The sequence below is a fragment of the Chitinophagaceae bacterium genome, from assembly GCA_016713085.1.
Taxonomy (GTDB): Bacteria; Bacteroidota; Bacteroidia; order Chitinophagales; family Chitinophagaceae; genus Lacibacter.
The window spans coordinates 1996612-2011926 of the sequence record JADJPV010000001.1 but is presented as its reverse complement, the minus strand read 5'-3'; the positions used below and the strand labels follow the sequence as shown (position 1 = coordinate 2011926).

9 protein-coding genes and 1 pseudogene are annotated in these 15315 nt (G+C 37.8%); all 10 read right to left on the bottom strand.

The features are described from left to right. Nucleotides 1-2: 2 nt before the first annotated feature. The 10 genes and pseudogenes from IPK31_09765 to IPK31_09720 all read right to left on the bottom strand — a co-directional run bounded on the left by IPK31_09765 (nt 3) and on the right by IPK31_09720 (nt 15308). Nucleotides 3-1619 carry a prolyl oligopeptidase family serine peptidase gene (locus tag IPK31_09765; GenBank protein MBK8088203.1) on the bottom strand — a complete coding sequence of 539 codons (1617 nt, stop codon included), beginning with the start codon at nt 1617-1619 and terminating at the stop codon, nt 3-5. A 14-nt stretch (nt 1620-1633) separates the two neighbouring features. After that, on the bottom strand, nt 1634-2632 hold the full coding sequence (locus IPK31_09760) for a multidrug DMT transporter permease (GenBank protein MBK8088202.1): 999 nt from the start codon (nt 2630-2632) through the stop codon (nt 1634-1636). Nucleotides 2633-2659: 27 nt separating this feature from the next. Continuing rightward, nucleotides 2660-3565 (bottom strand): ribokinase, encoded by a 906-nt coding sequence (gene rbsK, locus IPK31_09755; GenBank protein MBK8088201.1) that lies wholly within the window; start codon nt 3563-3565, stop codon nt 2660-2662. Between the two features lie 15 nt (nt 3566-3580). Continuing rightward, on the bottom strand, nt 3581-5218 hold the full coding sequence (locus IPK31_09750; GenBank protein MBK8088200.1) for a cellulase family glycosylhydrolase: 1638 nt from the start codon (nt 5216-5218) through the stop codon (nt 3581-3583). Nucleotides 5219-5222: 4 nt separating this feature from the next. After that, a complete protein-coding gene (locus IPK31_09745) occupies nt 5223-7829 on the bottom strand; it encodes a glycoside hydrolase family 127 protein (GenBank protein MBK8088199.1) in 2607 nt (868 codons plus the stop codon). A gap of 4 nt (nt 7830-7833) precedes the next feature. Continuing rightward, complete coding sequence (locus IPK31_09740) at nt 7834-9396, bottom strand: ADP-ribosylglycohydrolase family protein (GenBank protein ID MBK8088198.1); 1563 nt, start codon at nt 9394-9396, stop codon at nt 7834-7836. A 64-nt stretch (nt 9397-9460) separates the two neighbouring features. Next, nucleotides 9461-10648 (bottom strand): glycoside hydrolase family 27 protein, encoded by a 1188-nt coding sequence (locus IPK31_09735; protein ID MBK8088197.1) that lies wholly within the window; start codon nt 10646-10648, stop codon nt 9461-9463. Nucleotides 10649-10650: 2 nt separating this feature from the next. Then, nucleotides 10651-12644, bottom strand: a pseudogene (locus IPK31_09730) (hypothetical protein). Between the two features lie 22 nt (nt 12645-12666). Beyond that, complete coding sequence (locus tag IPK31_09725) at nt 12667-13443, bottom strand: glycoside hydrolase family 16 protein (GenBank protein ID MBK8088196.1); 777 nt, start codon at nt 13441-13443, stop codon at nt 12667-12669. Nucleotides 13444-13769: 326 nt separating this feature from the next. Further along, nucleotides 13770-15308: a SusD/RagB family nutrient-binding outer membrane lipoprotein gene (locus IPK31_09720; protein MBK8088195.1), complete on the bottom strand. Its 1539-nt coding sequence runs from the start codon at nt 15306-15308 to the stop codon at nt 13770-13772. Nucleotides 15309-15315: the final 7 nt, after the last annotated feature.

Sequence of the window (15315 nt, the reverse complement as noted above, 5' to 3'; positions counted from 1 at the left end):
GTTTACTTTTTTGCATTGATATAAGTAAGAATTACAGAAGCCAGTTGAAACTGTGCTTTTTCGTTGAGATGAATTCCATCTGTTGTTTTTGTTGCAAAATCGTCACGTAGTAAAATATAACTGTCAAGGAAATCAACATGATTGGCTGCAGCAATTTTCTTAAACTGTTTGTTGTTCTTCAGAATTCTTGCATCACCGCCGCCATATTTTATTTTGTCAATTTTCTGTTCATCCATTGGCGAAGGTGTGATGACACAAATCTTCGGCAGCTTTTTGTTATGTTCCTTTAAATAACTGTTGATCTTTTTTAAAAGAGCATCCATGTTTGCCGGCACTTCTTTTTGTCGGTCTTTAAAAACTGCCTTTGTATCGTTTGTTCCAATGTTAATGATGATGTAATCAAGTTCAGCATTTACCGGCAACTTATTGTATGCACTGTTTAAATACTGGTTGATGTTGGTGAGTGTGTTGAGCTTTGGCTGATCAAGATTATCAAACCCAATTGTATTACCGGAAATAGATTTATTGATAAGCGTTGAAAACGGAAGCAGTTTTGCCATTTGTTGCGGCCAGCCAAAATCAAAAGCTCCATTTGAATCACCAATAGTGAGAATATTGAGTAGCTTTAAATTTTTATTTTCGTCAATGGGAGCTAATATCAAAGCAGGTGGAACAAGCATTTCATGTCCTCCTTCAAAAATGCTGAGGCTGAGGTTGGGTAATTGTTTCAAAAGCTGAAGGGTTCGCCCACTTAATTTAACAGACGTGTCAGCATTAGGATTTCTTCTCTTTGTAATTAATGAAATGATCGTACTGTCGTCAATAAGATTTTCTTTTATACCAGGAAATAATGCTGAAGCAATTTTATTATAGAACAATATAGAATGACTGATGGGAACTGAGCCCGTGTATCCATCATGCACGCCTGCATAAATATTCAGCATAGAGTTTTTTCTTTTTTCAGCAGGAAAGGAAAGTTTTATTGGTGAGCGGCTGTCTAATTCCTGCCAGTTCATTACTCCGTCTTTCATTGCCACCTGTTCAATATCTGTTGCATATTTTGCATTACGCCCCTTCTGCTCCCAATACCAATTGCTCAAGTCGCTGATGCCCACCCATGCATTAAAACTTTTTACCGGGTACTTTATTTTCATGTAAGCAAGCATGGCTGCGTAACCTCCGCCGGAAACTCCAATGATATGTACATCGTTGCTGTCAACATTTCCATTCTTAACTGCATATTGTATTGCATCTTCCAGATCAGCAATTACCAACGGACTTCCGCAGGCATTTGGATTATTATTAGGTCCTCTGAAATCGGGATGTATATAATTCCAGTCACGCAGCAACACTTCTTTTGCCAATGGATCTTCCTGATTATAATCTCCGCTCCATGTATGCAGGGAAATTACTAGCGGTTGGGGATTATTTTTTTTGCTTTGATGATACCATGCGTTTTGTACTGCATTATCAACAGATGATCTTATCTGTACCAGCTGAAACTCACTGCCCCAGTTTTTATTGGTTGTATTATCCCAGGTTGCCTCCTTCGTCTGAGTGAAAGCAAAATAAAATACCGCAAACAGTAAACAACTCAGCAGAGATAAATTCTTCTTCATGAAAACAAACATAGCTATTTAGAAAGTATAATCATCGCCAACCCGGCTATATACAACAGCAGCATGATGTTCAGTAATGGTTTTGTACCCTTTGGTGCTTTATCAAATTCTTTCCATACATAAATACCCCAAAGCGCTGCAACCACTGTAGCACCCTGGCCTAAGCCATAAGATACAGCAGGACCAGCCTTTCCTGATGCTATAATACTTAATGACATTCCCACACACCAGATAGTCCCACCTAAAATTCCAATCAGGTGATCTTTCAATTTTCCTTTAAAATATGTATTGAAAGAAACCGGTGCCCCTGCAAAAGGTCGCTTCATTTGCAGCGTATTAAAAACAAAACTGCTGATAACAACACCAATGGCAAAAAATACCAATGCTGTGTAAGGAGTAAGCTTGCCTGTTTCAGGTACATTGAAATCAGTAACCATTGAATCGGCAACATATTTGTAAAACAAACCCATTAAACATCCGCTTACAACAGACACGAGTAATCCTTTTTTAGAAACGCCTCCTTCTGTATTCGTCTGTAATCTTTGATATGCTCTTGCATTCAGAATAATGGCAAGAGTAATTAAAGCAACGCCTCCAAATATCAACACAGGATTTCCCTGTGGCGCTGAAATATAATTGACAATTACACCCAGAACTAAAGCAATACCAATACCAACAGGAAATGCAACAGACATTCCTGCAATGCCAATAGCTGCAACCAGTAATATATTTGCCAGGTTAAAAATTATACCACCTGCAAAAGCAGATATGAAACTGCGGTTATCAGCCTGTTTTATATCATCGATAAAAGCCCTGCCTTCAGTTCCGTTGCTTCCCAGTGTAAATGCAAGAATTAAAGTGGTTAGCAAAATGCCAAACCCATAATCCCAATACAATAGTTCAAAACGCCAGGTTTTAGTTGTAAGCTTTGTTGTATTGGCCCATGAACCCCAGCATAACATAGTTACTACACAAAGTGCAATGGCTAAGCTGTAATTTTCTACAATAAACATATGGCAGGTTTTAGATTTTTTATTAAACTATTTGGGAATTTCTTTTCTGTATGGCACCGATGCCTGTGCTCCCATTCTTGTTACAGAAATGGAAGCCGCCGCCACTGCAAATTGAACAGCCTGTTGCCAACTCATCTTTTCAGTAACAGCAACAGTTAATGCTCCGCTGAAAGTATCACCTGCAGCAGTTGTATCCATTGCTTTTACAACAGGAGCATCTATTTTAAATTTCACAGCTTTATTTTGGAAGAATGCACCTTGCTTTCCTAAAGTGATAATCACATTCTGCACTCCTTTGCTTAAAAAAATATCAGCAGCCTGCGATGCAGTTGTTTCACCTTCCACTTTAATGCCAGTCAGTAATGTTGCTTCTGTTTCATTTGGAGTGATGAGGAATATTCCATTCAATAATTCGTCAGATAGTTTTTGTGCCGGTGCAGGGTTAATAATTACCTTCTGATGATTTGCTTTTGCATTTTTTGCAACAGCTTCAATTGTTTCCATTGGAATTTCGAGTTGCATTAAAACAATTGCTGCATCAGAGATATCTTTCACCTGTTCAATATCTGCAGGTAAAAGCTGAGCATTGGCACCGGGTGCAACCACAATGCAATTCTCCCCTTCTTCATTCACCATAATTAAAGCTGTGCCTGATGGAGTTCCTTTATCAATAAAAACAAAATCAGTATTGATCTTTTCTGTTTTGAATCCATCAATACTTTGCTTTCCAAAAATATCATTGCCAACTTTTGCAACCAGCGTAACATTGCCACCCAATCTTGCAGCAGCAACAGCCTGGTTTGCTCCTTTGCCACCTGCATTCATCAGGAAAGTTCCTCCCAATATTGTTTCCCCCGGCTTTGGAAGCACTGATGATTTTACAACCATGTCTGTATTGGAACTGCCAATAACGATTATCCTGTTTGTACTCACTTGATTTTAATTTAATCAGTTACATGTTATCCAATCCACTTTTACAGCTTTTGATTTAGCAATTACCTTAATTATGTTTCGCCCTTTTTTCAGTTTATAATCTCCAATACTTACTTCATTGAACTCTGTATTGGCTACATCGATATTTACTGATTTATTGTTGATAACAATTGTCAGTTGTGCAGGCTCAGTTGCCGACGTTCTCAGAATGAGGCTATATTTTCTGGAAGTCAAACTTTCAAACCTATAAACCACCCATTCTGACTGCTGAAGTTCAATAGACTGCTCCGACCAAAACTGATCTTTCACCTTGCTGTCAAGATTTATTTTTACCGGCTCATCCTTTCTGTAAAACTTTGACTTGTTTACTGTGTCTGAAACAAAATAAGAACGGTTAAACCCATCATGCCCATAATTTTCAGCTTCAATTTTTGCAGGGACTCTTGTTAAAATTGCATTGCAAACATCCTCGAAGTAGCTGCAGTTGGATAGTTTGATATTCTCCAGTAATTCATTGAAGATTTTTTCAGCAAGTAAAGCATCAGGCTTTGCACCCCCCTTTGAATATTCAGAAATCAAATCCCAATTACCGGGCTTATTAATTGAATATGGAGTATTCTGTGTGTCCATTTTTTTCCAGGGCCAGAAAGAAAATCCAATGTTTTTGGACTCGAACAATTGCGTTGTTGCCCAATAAATGCTATTTCCTTTTTCACCTGTTTCGCCAACCCATATTGGTGTATTGAGCTCATCCCTTTTTTTCAGATATTGATCAATGCCATTTAAATTATCAGGCCGGGCCCAGCAATAATAATGAAACTGATAAAACACATTGTTATCAAATGGCTTTGTAAAAAGCGACCAATCGTTCGACCAGTTAAAGCCTTCCAGCGTAATCATATGTTTCTGATCAACTTTGCGTATAGCAGCAGTAATACGTTTATAAAGCGGCTCAAGTAAATGCTTGTACTTATTTGCAGATCCGGTATTGGTGGGCAGCGGTTCATTTAATAAATCATAAGCTGCAACAACAGGTTCGTCTTTATATTTCTGTGCAAGTTTAACCCAGAGATCAACCAATTGATCCTGGTATTTTTTTTCAATAAAAAGTTCGGGAATATCATTCGGGCTGTCATCAATATTCGCTCCTGTTTGTCCACCAGGTGCGCCGTGCATATCAATAATCACATACAGGTTATACTTTTTACACCAGGTAACTAAGGAATCCATTAACTGAAATCCTTCTTCTACATAAACCGGGTTTTCACCTTCCGTTAAAAACAATCTTGAATTTAGTGCAGGCCGCACAGAATTAAAGCCCAGTTCAGCAATCCGTTTAATATCAGCTTCGGTAATATAGTTTTGCCTGAATGTTTTCCAGAAACGTTCTGCCTTTTCTTTCCCAATCAGATCAGCAACTGCTTTTTCTATTTTGCGTGGACGGTCACCAAGGCCTCCGAACTTCCACATATATCCCTCTGGCAACAACCAGTTTCCTAATCCAACACCTTTTAAAAATACTTTTTTGCCAGATTCGTTTACAATATCCTGGCCGGCAGTATGCAAAAAGCTTATACTCTTTCCCTGCTTTTTTTGTGCAAAAGAAATACTTCCACTGATTAAGATTAAAAACAGGACTACAATTTTTTTCATCTCTTTATTTTTTTATTTGTACGGGTAACCAAACTCTCATATCGCCATCGGTTTGACTGGCTTCTGCAAATGGAACTAAAATTATCTTCTCCTTTTGATTCAACAGGCCTATTGAATAAGCCTGCCTCCCAATCCAGTTAACTGGTAATATCTTTGATTCGTTTGCCAGATTTATATTTCCAATTGATATCCCTTCTTTAGAATTTGTTATAAGGTCATTTGTATTGGAAGAATTTAAACTTCCATCCAGAGCCAATATTTGCGGGCCACGTTGAAAGGCCACCTGGTTGGGATAACTTTTTCCACCAGCAATGGTTGTAACCGGCATATCAAAACTGATCATCACTTTCTCACCGGGCTTCCAGTTTTTTGTAATCCTTATAAATTCATTGGCTGTGCCCTTGTAAATTTTGCCTCCGGCTTTAGCAGTATAATTCGTACACCACTCAGGCACTCTCAATGCTAGAGTGAAACTGGCAGCCTTTGAGCCTGTAACAGATAAAACAAGGTTTCCACTTTCAGGAAAGTTTCCTTCTAACTTAAAAGCAACATCCATATTTTTTTTATCAGCTGTCAGTATTATTTCTTTATATATTCCCGGCTCATAAAATAAAACAGTTGGTATATTATTGATATTTCCGAAAGTAAAGTTGGGCACCAATGCAATACCTCTCGGCACACTCGATTGACAACAGGTGATAAAACAGGTGTATGGTTTTTTATTCATTAATGGTGTGTAATAACTCACACAACCTGTTTGTGGATTTTCAGCAGCCAGCAAATGATTATAGACAGACTTTTCTAATTGATTGAAGTATTTTATATCGCCTGTAATGGCAAATAAATTCTGATTGAGCTGAATCCATGTTGTAGTTACACATCCTTCGCCCATATTATCTTTGCTACCTGCCGGCAAATATTCATCATCCTGAAAATATTCATGAGAACTGGTAGTACCTGTAATGTATAATTGATTCGTCACTACATCCTGCCAGGCCATTTCAGTTGCTTTCAGAAATTTTTTATCGCCGGTTATTTGATACAGTTTAATCAAACCAACATAATTGGAAAGCATTTCATACGCTTTACCATTACCAACTTTCTTTACTTTTCCTGTTGCCAGGATTGAACTGATAACTTTTGGTCCATTATCCTGTTCCCATGCATCTAAAATATAATAACAAAAATCTAAATACTTTTTATCTCCGGTGTATTTGTATAACTCTACCATTGCATCCAGTACACTGGTAGCGGCCATGCCTATATGTGTCCCGGCTAAAATAATATCCATTTGCCCCGGCTTCCTTCCAAATGTTCTGCACAGAAGATCACCCATTTTTCTGCATGATTCCAGTGCAGGTTTATAGCCAGTTACAGAATAATATGTAAGCAATCCGTGCAAATTATATTTGTGACTCCACACATCCCAACTGGTCCAGTATTGATCAGGGGTGTAAGTGCCCAAGTATCCATCTTCCTTTTGCGTATTGATCAATTCATACATCATCCTGTCCATTTGCTTTTTTAAAGCAGCATTATGCGTCAGCTTCCAAACATTGGTTGCTGTTTCCAGGTATTTGCCAACATGTTCACCTGCCCATGGATGAATACCGGGACGATTTAAATACGATCCCATTAAACCAAACTCATCAACTTTCAGTAACCGTTGTTCTAAATTTTGTGTAAAGCGTGTATTTAAATAACCGGTAAACTGTTGCTTTTGGAATGCAACAGCATTAAAACTGTTAGGTATTTTATCTTTAACCAATGGCTTAACTTCACCTGAGAAAGGAATTTTAAGATTACCAGTGGCAATGTATAATTGCTCTTTTTTAAGAAACAGCGAACTGCTATTATCGTTAATCTGGTAACCTACATTAAAGACATTTTCACTTGCAGACTGATAACCGGAAAAAGCCACAACCACTTCAGATCCGGATTTTGAATGCAATTGAACAGGCTTTGTTTCAGAAAATAAAATTTTCTTACCGGCTTTATCTGTTATCCAGTATTTAACGGTTCCGTTAAAAGCCTCGTCAATTTTATTTGTGAAAACAATTCTTGTTGTAAACCCTTTATTGGGGGTTTCTATAAAATCCTGTTTCACTAAAACTTCGTCAATCCAGCCAAGGGGTTCAAAACTATAAGGCCCTTCCCACATACCCATTCCTCCAACTAAATTATAAATCCTTACAGCTATTACATTTTCTTTATCCCACTGCACTTCTTTTTCAGGTATTGTATAGATTCTCTGTTTTTCCCATTGAGTAATATAGCCGGGTGGGAATGATCCTGTTTCACCAATCAACTTTCCATTGAAGTACGTTTGATCAACGTCATCAATTTTACCAAGGTATAATTTGATCCCTTTCCCAGTAGCCGTTTTCATAGCCGAAGGAATAACGATTTTTATTCTGTACCAGGCATAGGATGAATCTTTAGTAAAACTTTTTCCCAGTTGTTGAGTTACCCAATCGTTGTCGTTAAAAGCAGGATTGGCCCATTCAGGATTATCGCCAAATTGAAATTTACATTCCCTGGGCAGGGCAATTTCCTGCGAAAAACAATTCAGACTTATCAATACGAAAAGTACTATTTCAATTAATTTCATATTCTCACTTTTTGATTTGCAATAGTCCATTTTTATATAAAATTTTTGGATCCTTCCAGGTTTCCATATCCCTGTAAATTGCTTCCGTTTTAGGCGCAGCATCCATGGTAATAAAACCCGCAGCAATAAATTTTTCTTTCAATTGCACCAGCGATTTAAAATTATCACTGTGAAAAATATTGCCTATTACTTTCCAATAGCCACTCAAATAATAGCAGGCTTCTTTCCACTGTTTTGGATATCTTTTTTGAAGGCCATTAGCTAAATCCAGCGCAATAGCCAGATAAGCTGCACGAGCCATTTCCTGCTGCTCACCAGAAAGCAGGTTGGATATGATGTCTTTTTCAACATCTTTTTTCAGTATCCTCTTTTCTTCATCGTATGTGAGCAATTGAAATACTGAAGCTGGTTTTTCGCTTACTATTTTATAAACAACGGTTTTGTTTACAATCGTTTTACTGCCACCATTTTGCTGGTTTACCATTTCAAACACATCTACTACCCTGTCAGCAAAACTGATAATGGTTTCGTCCATCGGCATTTTATCCCGTTTGGTATTTTTGTACCGGTCAACAATATTCCAACCTTCGTTCAATATGCGACGATGGCCATACAAGGCACCCATTAACGTTCCAAGTGTTGCAGCATTGCAATCAGCATCGTATCCAAAATTCATAGAGTGCCTGATAGTTTCAGAAAAATTACCATTGCCATATAGAAAAGAGGCAATGATAACTCCAGTATTAAGCACTGATCCATTTTGGTTTCTGACCAATTCGTCATTCAATACATATTTATTGTGCAAAAGGCGAAGTGTTTCTGCAGGGTTATCAGGGTTTTGGCTGTGCCATTTTCTTACATCAGCAATAACCGTAATTATGATACTGTTAGGGTCAAGGCTGGCAACTCCGGCATCCATAATTTTATTGATATCACTTTCGATAAAAGCTGTTGAAATCATTGTGGTAAAAAGCTGGGTAGTTTGCGCTGGTTCGTAGTCGATAGCAACCCTGGTATAATGCAAGCCAATTTTAGCTGCTGTTTGAGGCATTGCAGGTGCTACCAATCCAAAAGATTCACTAATAAACTGACCCGAAACATTAAATTCTGACCATGGATTCAGCACTACACTTCCTGTCATTGGAGCCGGAATTCCCAAATCCATTAAATAACGGGCATAGCGATTTGCACACCAGATTCCATCATTGATACTTTTTTTCCAATAAGTGCTAATGTCGTTGTAAGGCAAAAAAGCATTCCTCGTTTTCTGCATATTGTAGATATACACCCATTCAAAATCGGTATCATCATCGGTTTGCGCACCTTGCGGAAGAGCTGGAGTATAGGTTTTTACATCCCCATACTTCCCATAGAATTTAAATTCGTACGGCCAGCCATTCATATTCCCAATCATCATGCCCAACATTCCACCCCGTATTTTATCTACCACCATTTCTGCAGGCAGGGTAATCATTTTCTTTCCGGATTTAATTTGTGTACTCACTTTGCCATCAAAACTGCAAAGAAGAAAGAATATTGCTACACTATAAATTATCCGTTCTTTCATTTAATATGGTTACTTTAATTTTATACAATTATAAAAAGCCTGAAATGCAAAAACCTGTTCGTAATTACTTACTCAACCTTACTGTTAACACATCATGTGGCTGAATGATAGCTTTCAAATTATTTGCAGTAGTGCCTATATTTTTTTTAAGCCATAAATCCCGGATGATTGTTTTTTCAGTTACACCATAAGTTTTGCCGTTAAGATTGGTGAAGTATCGCTTCCAGTCAAAATCGATTGTTTTCACTGCATTACCCCGGTTAAAAAAACATAATGCAATTTCATTATTTGAAAGAGGTTTGAGCCATAACTCAATATTGCCATCAAGCGTCCACCATCTGTATCCTTGTTTGCCGAGAGTATCCTGATTCAAGGCGATGATTTCTTTGTTCGCCAAAATTTCTTTTATTGCAGGAGTCATCGATCTGATATCATTGCCGGTGAACAGCGGTGCTGCCATCATACTCCACAATGTAAAATGCGAACGTGATTCAATATCTGTCAGCACTCCGTTTCCTGCCTGAAGTATATCAGGATCATTCCAGCCGCCAGGACCTGCATATCTTCCCAGCTCAGCATTTTTATCAAGAATTAATGTCCAGCCATAACCTCCCCAGTTTACTTTGCATTCGTAGCAATTCATGATATCGCCGGTAGTTCTCCATAAATGGCCTACATTTTTTGCCCATGTCCATGGCTCTGTACTTCCCCATTCGCAAATGCTGAAAACAATTGGACGTTTGGCTGCATACAACGCATCACGCATTGTTTTGTAAGCTCCTTCTGCTTTTTGAGCATCGGTGTTACAAAAATCATATTTCAAAAAATCAATGCCCCACGATGCATACATTTTAGCGTCCTGGTATTCATGACCACGACCACCAGGTCGGCCTTCACAGGTCTTGCTGCCTGCGCAGGAATACAAACCAAATTTTAACCCTTTGGAGTGAACATAATCAGCAAGGGCTTTCATGCCGGAAGAAAAACGTATTGGGTCGGGAACAATATTTCCATTTTCATCTCGGGAAACCTGCCAGCAATCATCAATTACAATATATTCATAACCGGCTTCCTTCATTCCGTTTGATGCCATAGCATCCGCCATTTCCCGGATCATTTTTTCATCCACATTACAGGCGAATTTGTTCCAGCTGTTCCAGCCCATGGGAGGTGTTTTAGCCAACCCTTCAAACTTTTGAGCATTCAGGCTTACAGATAAGAATAACAATGCAATAAAAAAACCATTTCTCATCATTAATATTTTAATTTTTCAATTGTATATTTTTCATCTTTTGTAACCGTTTTCCATTCATCTGTTCTGAAAGGCACAGCGGGGAATCCCCGTCCGACCGAGCCATCCGGGCGGGCTTCTTTATTAAACAAATTACAATCAGTGGCATCGCCCATCCATCCAAAATGAACAGCCACCGGGTTCTCGACATTTTCATTAAATAATACTACCGAGTTGCCTTTGATAAAAGCTTTGGCATAATAAAACACCTGATCTTTTCCGGCAATTTCAAAACCTTTGAGATATCCATATTTATCGGGTGTATATAATCCAGCTCCGATATTTTCAAATGAAAGAATGATTTGATTGCCGTTTACTTCCATTGATTTATACATAGGGCCATTACAAACCATTTCCTTTTTATAAATATTATTTAATGCAAGAGCTGATAATCGTTTTCCAACATCCTGCTTATTAGTTGGATGAACATCAACAGGATTGCCAATATCGGTAGTAACACACATGCCTGTGTTTGGGATGGATAAAGCCATTGTTTGAGCTTCTCTTAACTCTGCCCAACCACAGCCTTCATTACTGTTACCGGGGTTATTAAATGTTGCCAGTTGCACAAAATAAAATGGCATTGTTTGATTATTCCATTTTTGCCTCCAGTCGTTTATCAGCAAGGGAAAAGCTTTTCTGTATTGATATGAGCGTCCTGCATTTGATTCTCCCTGGTACCACAATACTCCCTGAAAAGCAAAAGGGATTAAAGGATCTATCATTGCATTATAACAAAGAGAGGGAAGTGAATTTTGATTGGTTGTTTTTATGATAGATTCCACCTGAAATTTCCATTCGCCGCTTAAAGAAATAACAGTACTGCCCAAATTTAATTTTACATCTGCAGCATCGCCATAAATTCCACCGCCACCGCCATTGTCAACCACTCTTACAGCAATTACATTTTTTCCTTCCTTTAATACATCTGCAGGAATGATGTATTTTCTTTTTGCATCATATTGATTAGTGCTCCCTACTTTTACTCCGTTTACATACGTAATATCATTGTCATCAATTTTTGCTAATTCTATACTTGCAGCTTTGTTAAGATCAGCAGCTGACAATACAATTGTTTTTCTTAACCAAACCACACCATCCAGTTCGCCTATACTTTGCTGTTCCCATAATTGCGGCTGTATTAATACCGGCCATTGCGAATCATCAAAAGATACCTGGTTAAACAAACCTGTATTCATATCTTTCAACTTTGTTCCCTGTAATGTTTCAATTCTTAATTCACTTGCCTTCACTTTTAATTTAGAAAGAGAATCCAGATTAATTCTTGGCATGCCTGCAATCATTTCTTTAAATTCTTCGCTGCTTTCAAATCCTTCACGGCTTATCCAGGTTTCAATATTGGTTCCTCCCCAGGAAGAATTTATTAACCCAACAGGAATTTTGAGTTCGTTATAAATGTTCTTTGCAAAAAAATATCCAATGCCCGAAAAAAGCTCCCACTGTTGTTGAATCACAAACTTCCCAACTGCCTGGAGCTAATGTCTTTGTTTGGTAAAGAGCCGATTTCTTTTGCAATTTTAATATGGCTGATGAAAGCATTGTTTGCCATTGCTATCTCATTCTTTGCATTCATCGACTGGCCTACTGTCCATTCCATATTAGATTGACCACTGCAAAGCCATACTTCGCCAACCAGTACATTTTTTATCTGTACCAAATTTTTTCCTTTGATAATAAGATCATAAGGACCTCCGGCATTTTCCATATCAAGCCTTAGCATCCACTTCCCATTTTTATCAGCCTTTACAGATTTAACCTGCTTATTAAACCGTACTTCAATTTTTTCACCGGCATCTGCCCAACCCCAAACAGGAATTAAAACATTACGCTGCAACACCATATTATCAGAAAAAATTCGGGGCAAAATTACTTTTGCCTGAAGGGAAAAATAAATACTAAAAAAAACAACCAGCAATAAACAGCATTTCTTAAACATTATCGTATTTGATTATTTAGTTTTAAAAAACTCTGATATAGTCAATCTCCATTGCATCCATAGAAAAAAGCGGATCTACTTTCCCGCCAAAATCACCGCCGATAGCAACGTTTAACAGGATAAAAAAAGGATGATTGAATGGCACACTATCGTTGTTGACTACTGTATGATATAATACATCATCAATATAAAATTTCAATTCCGTTGCACTCCATTCTACTGCGTAGTTGTGAAAGGCAGTAGTAGCAGTTGGAATAATCATTGTTTTTCCATTTGCATTACCGCCTGAATGACCGGGATAATGCAAGGTTCCAAAAACTTTATTTAACTCCATTCCCCTATGCTCCATAATGTCAATTTCACCACAGGCGGGCCAGCCAGTCTTATCAATATTGTTCCCCAACATCCAAATTGCAGGCCATGTACCTACCGAAGCCGGGATCTTTGCCCTTGCTTCAATTCTGCCATATTTAAACTCTGCTTTATTTTTTGAAAGCAATCTTGCAGAAGTATATTCCCTGTTTTCCTTTTTCTGTTTCCGGACAATAATTTTCAAATGCCCGTTTTCTACTTTTACATTTGAGGTATCCAGTAATGTATAATACTGTAATTCATTGTTACCCCAGCCATGTCCTCCAACATCATAGTTCCATTTACTGCTATCGGGTAATCCATGGTAGTTAAATTCATCAGCCCAAATTAGTTTGGTGTACTTTGCTTGAGATAAAACATTTGCTTGTGTAAATACAATGCAGAGAAAACCAAACATCTGTATTATTTTTTTACGATTACTTCTCATAATAACAATTTTTAGAGAGACAAAAAATGTCAGCCTTTTGAAGATTTAAAAAAGTGGAGGTATTAACTTAAATAAGAATATACGATCCACTATTTTTCTTGCGTATAAACTGACTGCTATATGAAAGAAATTAATGTACTGTCAGCATAATTATTATTTCAGCTCATGTTATTCGACAGTAGACGAAGAATAGATTTTCATGAAAGATCTGCATTCGAATTCTTTTTTTTATAATAAAAGGAGAAGTAATTACTTCTCCTTTTATACTTTTCATTCAACACTGCATTTCTAAGAAGTTTTCGAATAATGCAATTGTGATTATATTCTTACTGTAACCACCATGGGGTTTTATTAACGTCATCAGCACCGCCAAACTGTTCATCAACTGCCTTTTTGTAGTTTACAGGGTTTTTGGTTACCTCATCAGTGGGGTACATGTTGCGTTTAGGAACCTGTGTTGGTGCCCCGGAATTTAAAGAAGTAGCCGGATCAAGCGGAAAGACAGGATATCCTGTACGTTGAAAAGTTCTGAACGACATTCCACCGCCCTGGAAAAAATCTATAAAATACCTTTGCATCCATACCTGCTGTAAGCGTTCTGTTTTCGTTCCAGCTGTTTTGTATGCAGCTTCTCCTGTAAAATAAGTATCAATGTAGTTTTGAGTAATGGCCATTCCATGAAGATTTGCCTGAATTACAGTTGGTAAGGTTCTATAATAATCAAGCATAGCTTTTACACCATTTTCGTAGTAGGTCTGCGCACTGCCGGTTACCCAACCTTCTTCAATAGCTTCTGCTATAATGAAACATTGCTCAGCATAGGTAAAGTAAATATAAGGATCGCCAATTCTGGATGCTGATGATGCATAACGCTTGTTTACCAAAGAATACTTTCCGGCTGCCCTGTTAAGATCAAGCAGGTTAGGAGATAATTCTGATGGTGCACCTTCATAAGCAGCAAAATCACTTTCTAATAAACCACCGGTAATTTTGTAAGCCGCCGGTTCTCCAAAATAAAACAACCTGCGATCATTCACATTTTTTAATGCATCAACCATCAGTTTCGACATTGCTAAGTTAACCCTCATGCCTTCTCCATTGTAAAAAGGATAGGTTGCATTTGTATTATCAAGATAGGCTAATTGATAGTTATCAGTATTGCCAGTCATTAAATTACCTGCGGCTACTATTTCTGCAAAGCGTGTTTTTTGTGCAGGTGTAATTTTTTTACTGATCGTTTGCAAAACTCTTAACTGCATAGCATTACAAAGCTTCCGCCATTTTGCTGCATTTCCACCAAGCATTATATCACCTGTGAAATTAACACCTGCGGCAAATTTTGCTTCAGCTGCTTTCAGGTCATTCAATACAGCTACAAATACATCTGCCTGTTTATCATACTTTGGCTGTGTTATTCCATCTTCCGCCATTCCTGCTTCTGAATAAGGAATATCTCCCATATCTAATGTTGCAGAAAAACCATACGAAGCTTTCAGAAATAATGCCAAGCCCTCATAGGAAGGAAGTGCCGGATTTCCTTTAGCAAATTCAACCATTCTTTTAAGAATAGTTAAATTCTGAGCCCCCCCAAATCCTCCGTAGGGATAATAAGAAGAATAATACTGGTAAGGATTCGGGTTGTTTTGAAGATTTGTACAATGCTTACTCCATAACTGTGCCGTACCCCAATCCGTAGGATTGGGATTCCAGAACCGGTAAGTACTTTTCAATACCGATGTTGCAAGCAAATCGGGTGAAACAGAAGTAGGTACATCCGGGTTGGTATTTAATTTGTCAAACTTTTTACATGAACTTGCAATAGTAAAAGAAATTGTTGCAAGCAGTATATAATTTATTTTTTTCATTGCTGCA

Coding starts and splice junctions, on each gene's coding strand:
- IPK31_09750 (MBK8088200.1), bottom strand. CDS start 5,218: ATGAAAAAAATTGTAGTCCTGTTTTTAATCTTAATCAGTGGAAGTATT.
- IPK31_09735 (MBK8088197.1), bottom strand. CDS start 10,648: ATGAGAAATGGTTTTTTTATTGCATTGTTATTCTTATCTGTAAGCCTG.
- IPK31_09760 (MBK8088202.1), bottom strand. CDS start 2,632: ATGTTTATTGTAGAAAATTACAGCTTAGCCATTGCACTTTGTGTAGTA.
- IPK31_09745 (MBK8088199.1), bottom strand. CDS start 7,829: ATGAAATTAATTGAAATAGTACTTTTCGTATTGATAAGTCTGAATTGT.
- IPK31_09720 (MBK8088195.1), bottom strand. CDS start 15,308: ATGAAAAAAATAAATTATATACTGCTTGCAACAATTTCTTTTACTATT.
- IPK31_09725 (MBK8088196.1), bottom strand. CDS start 13,443: ATGAGAAGTAATCGTAAAAAAATAATACAGATGTTTGGTTTTCTCTGC.
- IPK31_09765 (MBK8088203.1), bottom strand. CDS start 1,619: ATGAAGAAGAATTTATCTCTGCTGAGTTGTTTACTGTTTGCGGTATTT.
- IPK31_09740 (MBK8088198.1), bottom strand. CDS start 9,396: ATGAAAGAACGGATAATTTATAGTGTAGCAATATTCTTTCTTCTTTGC.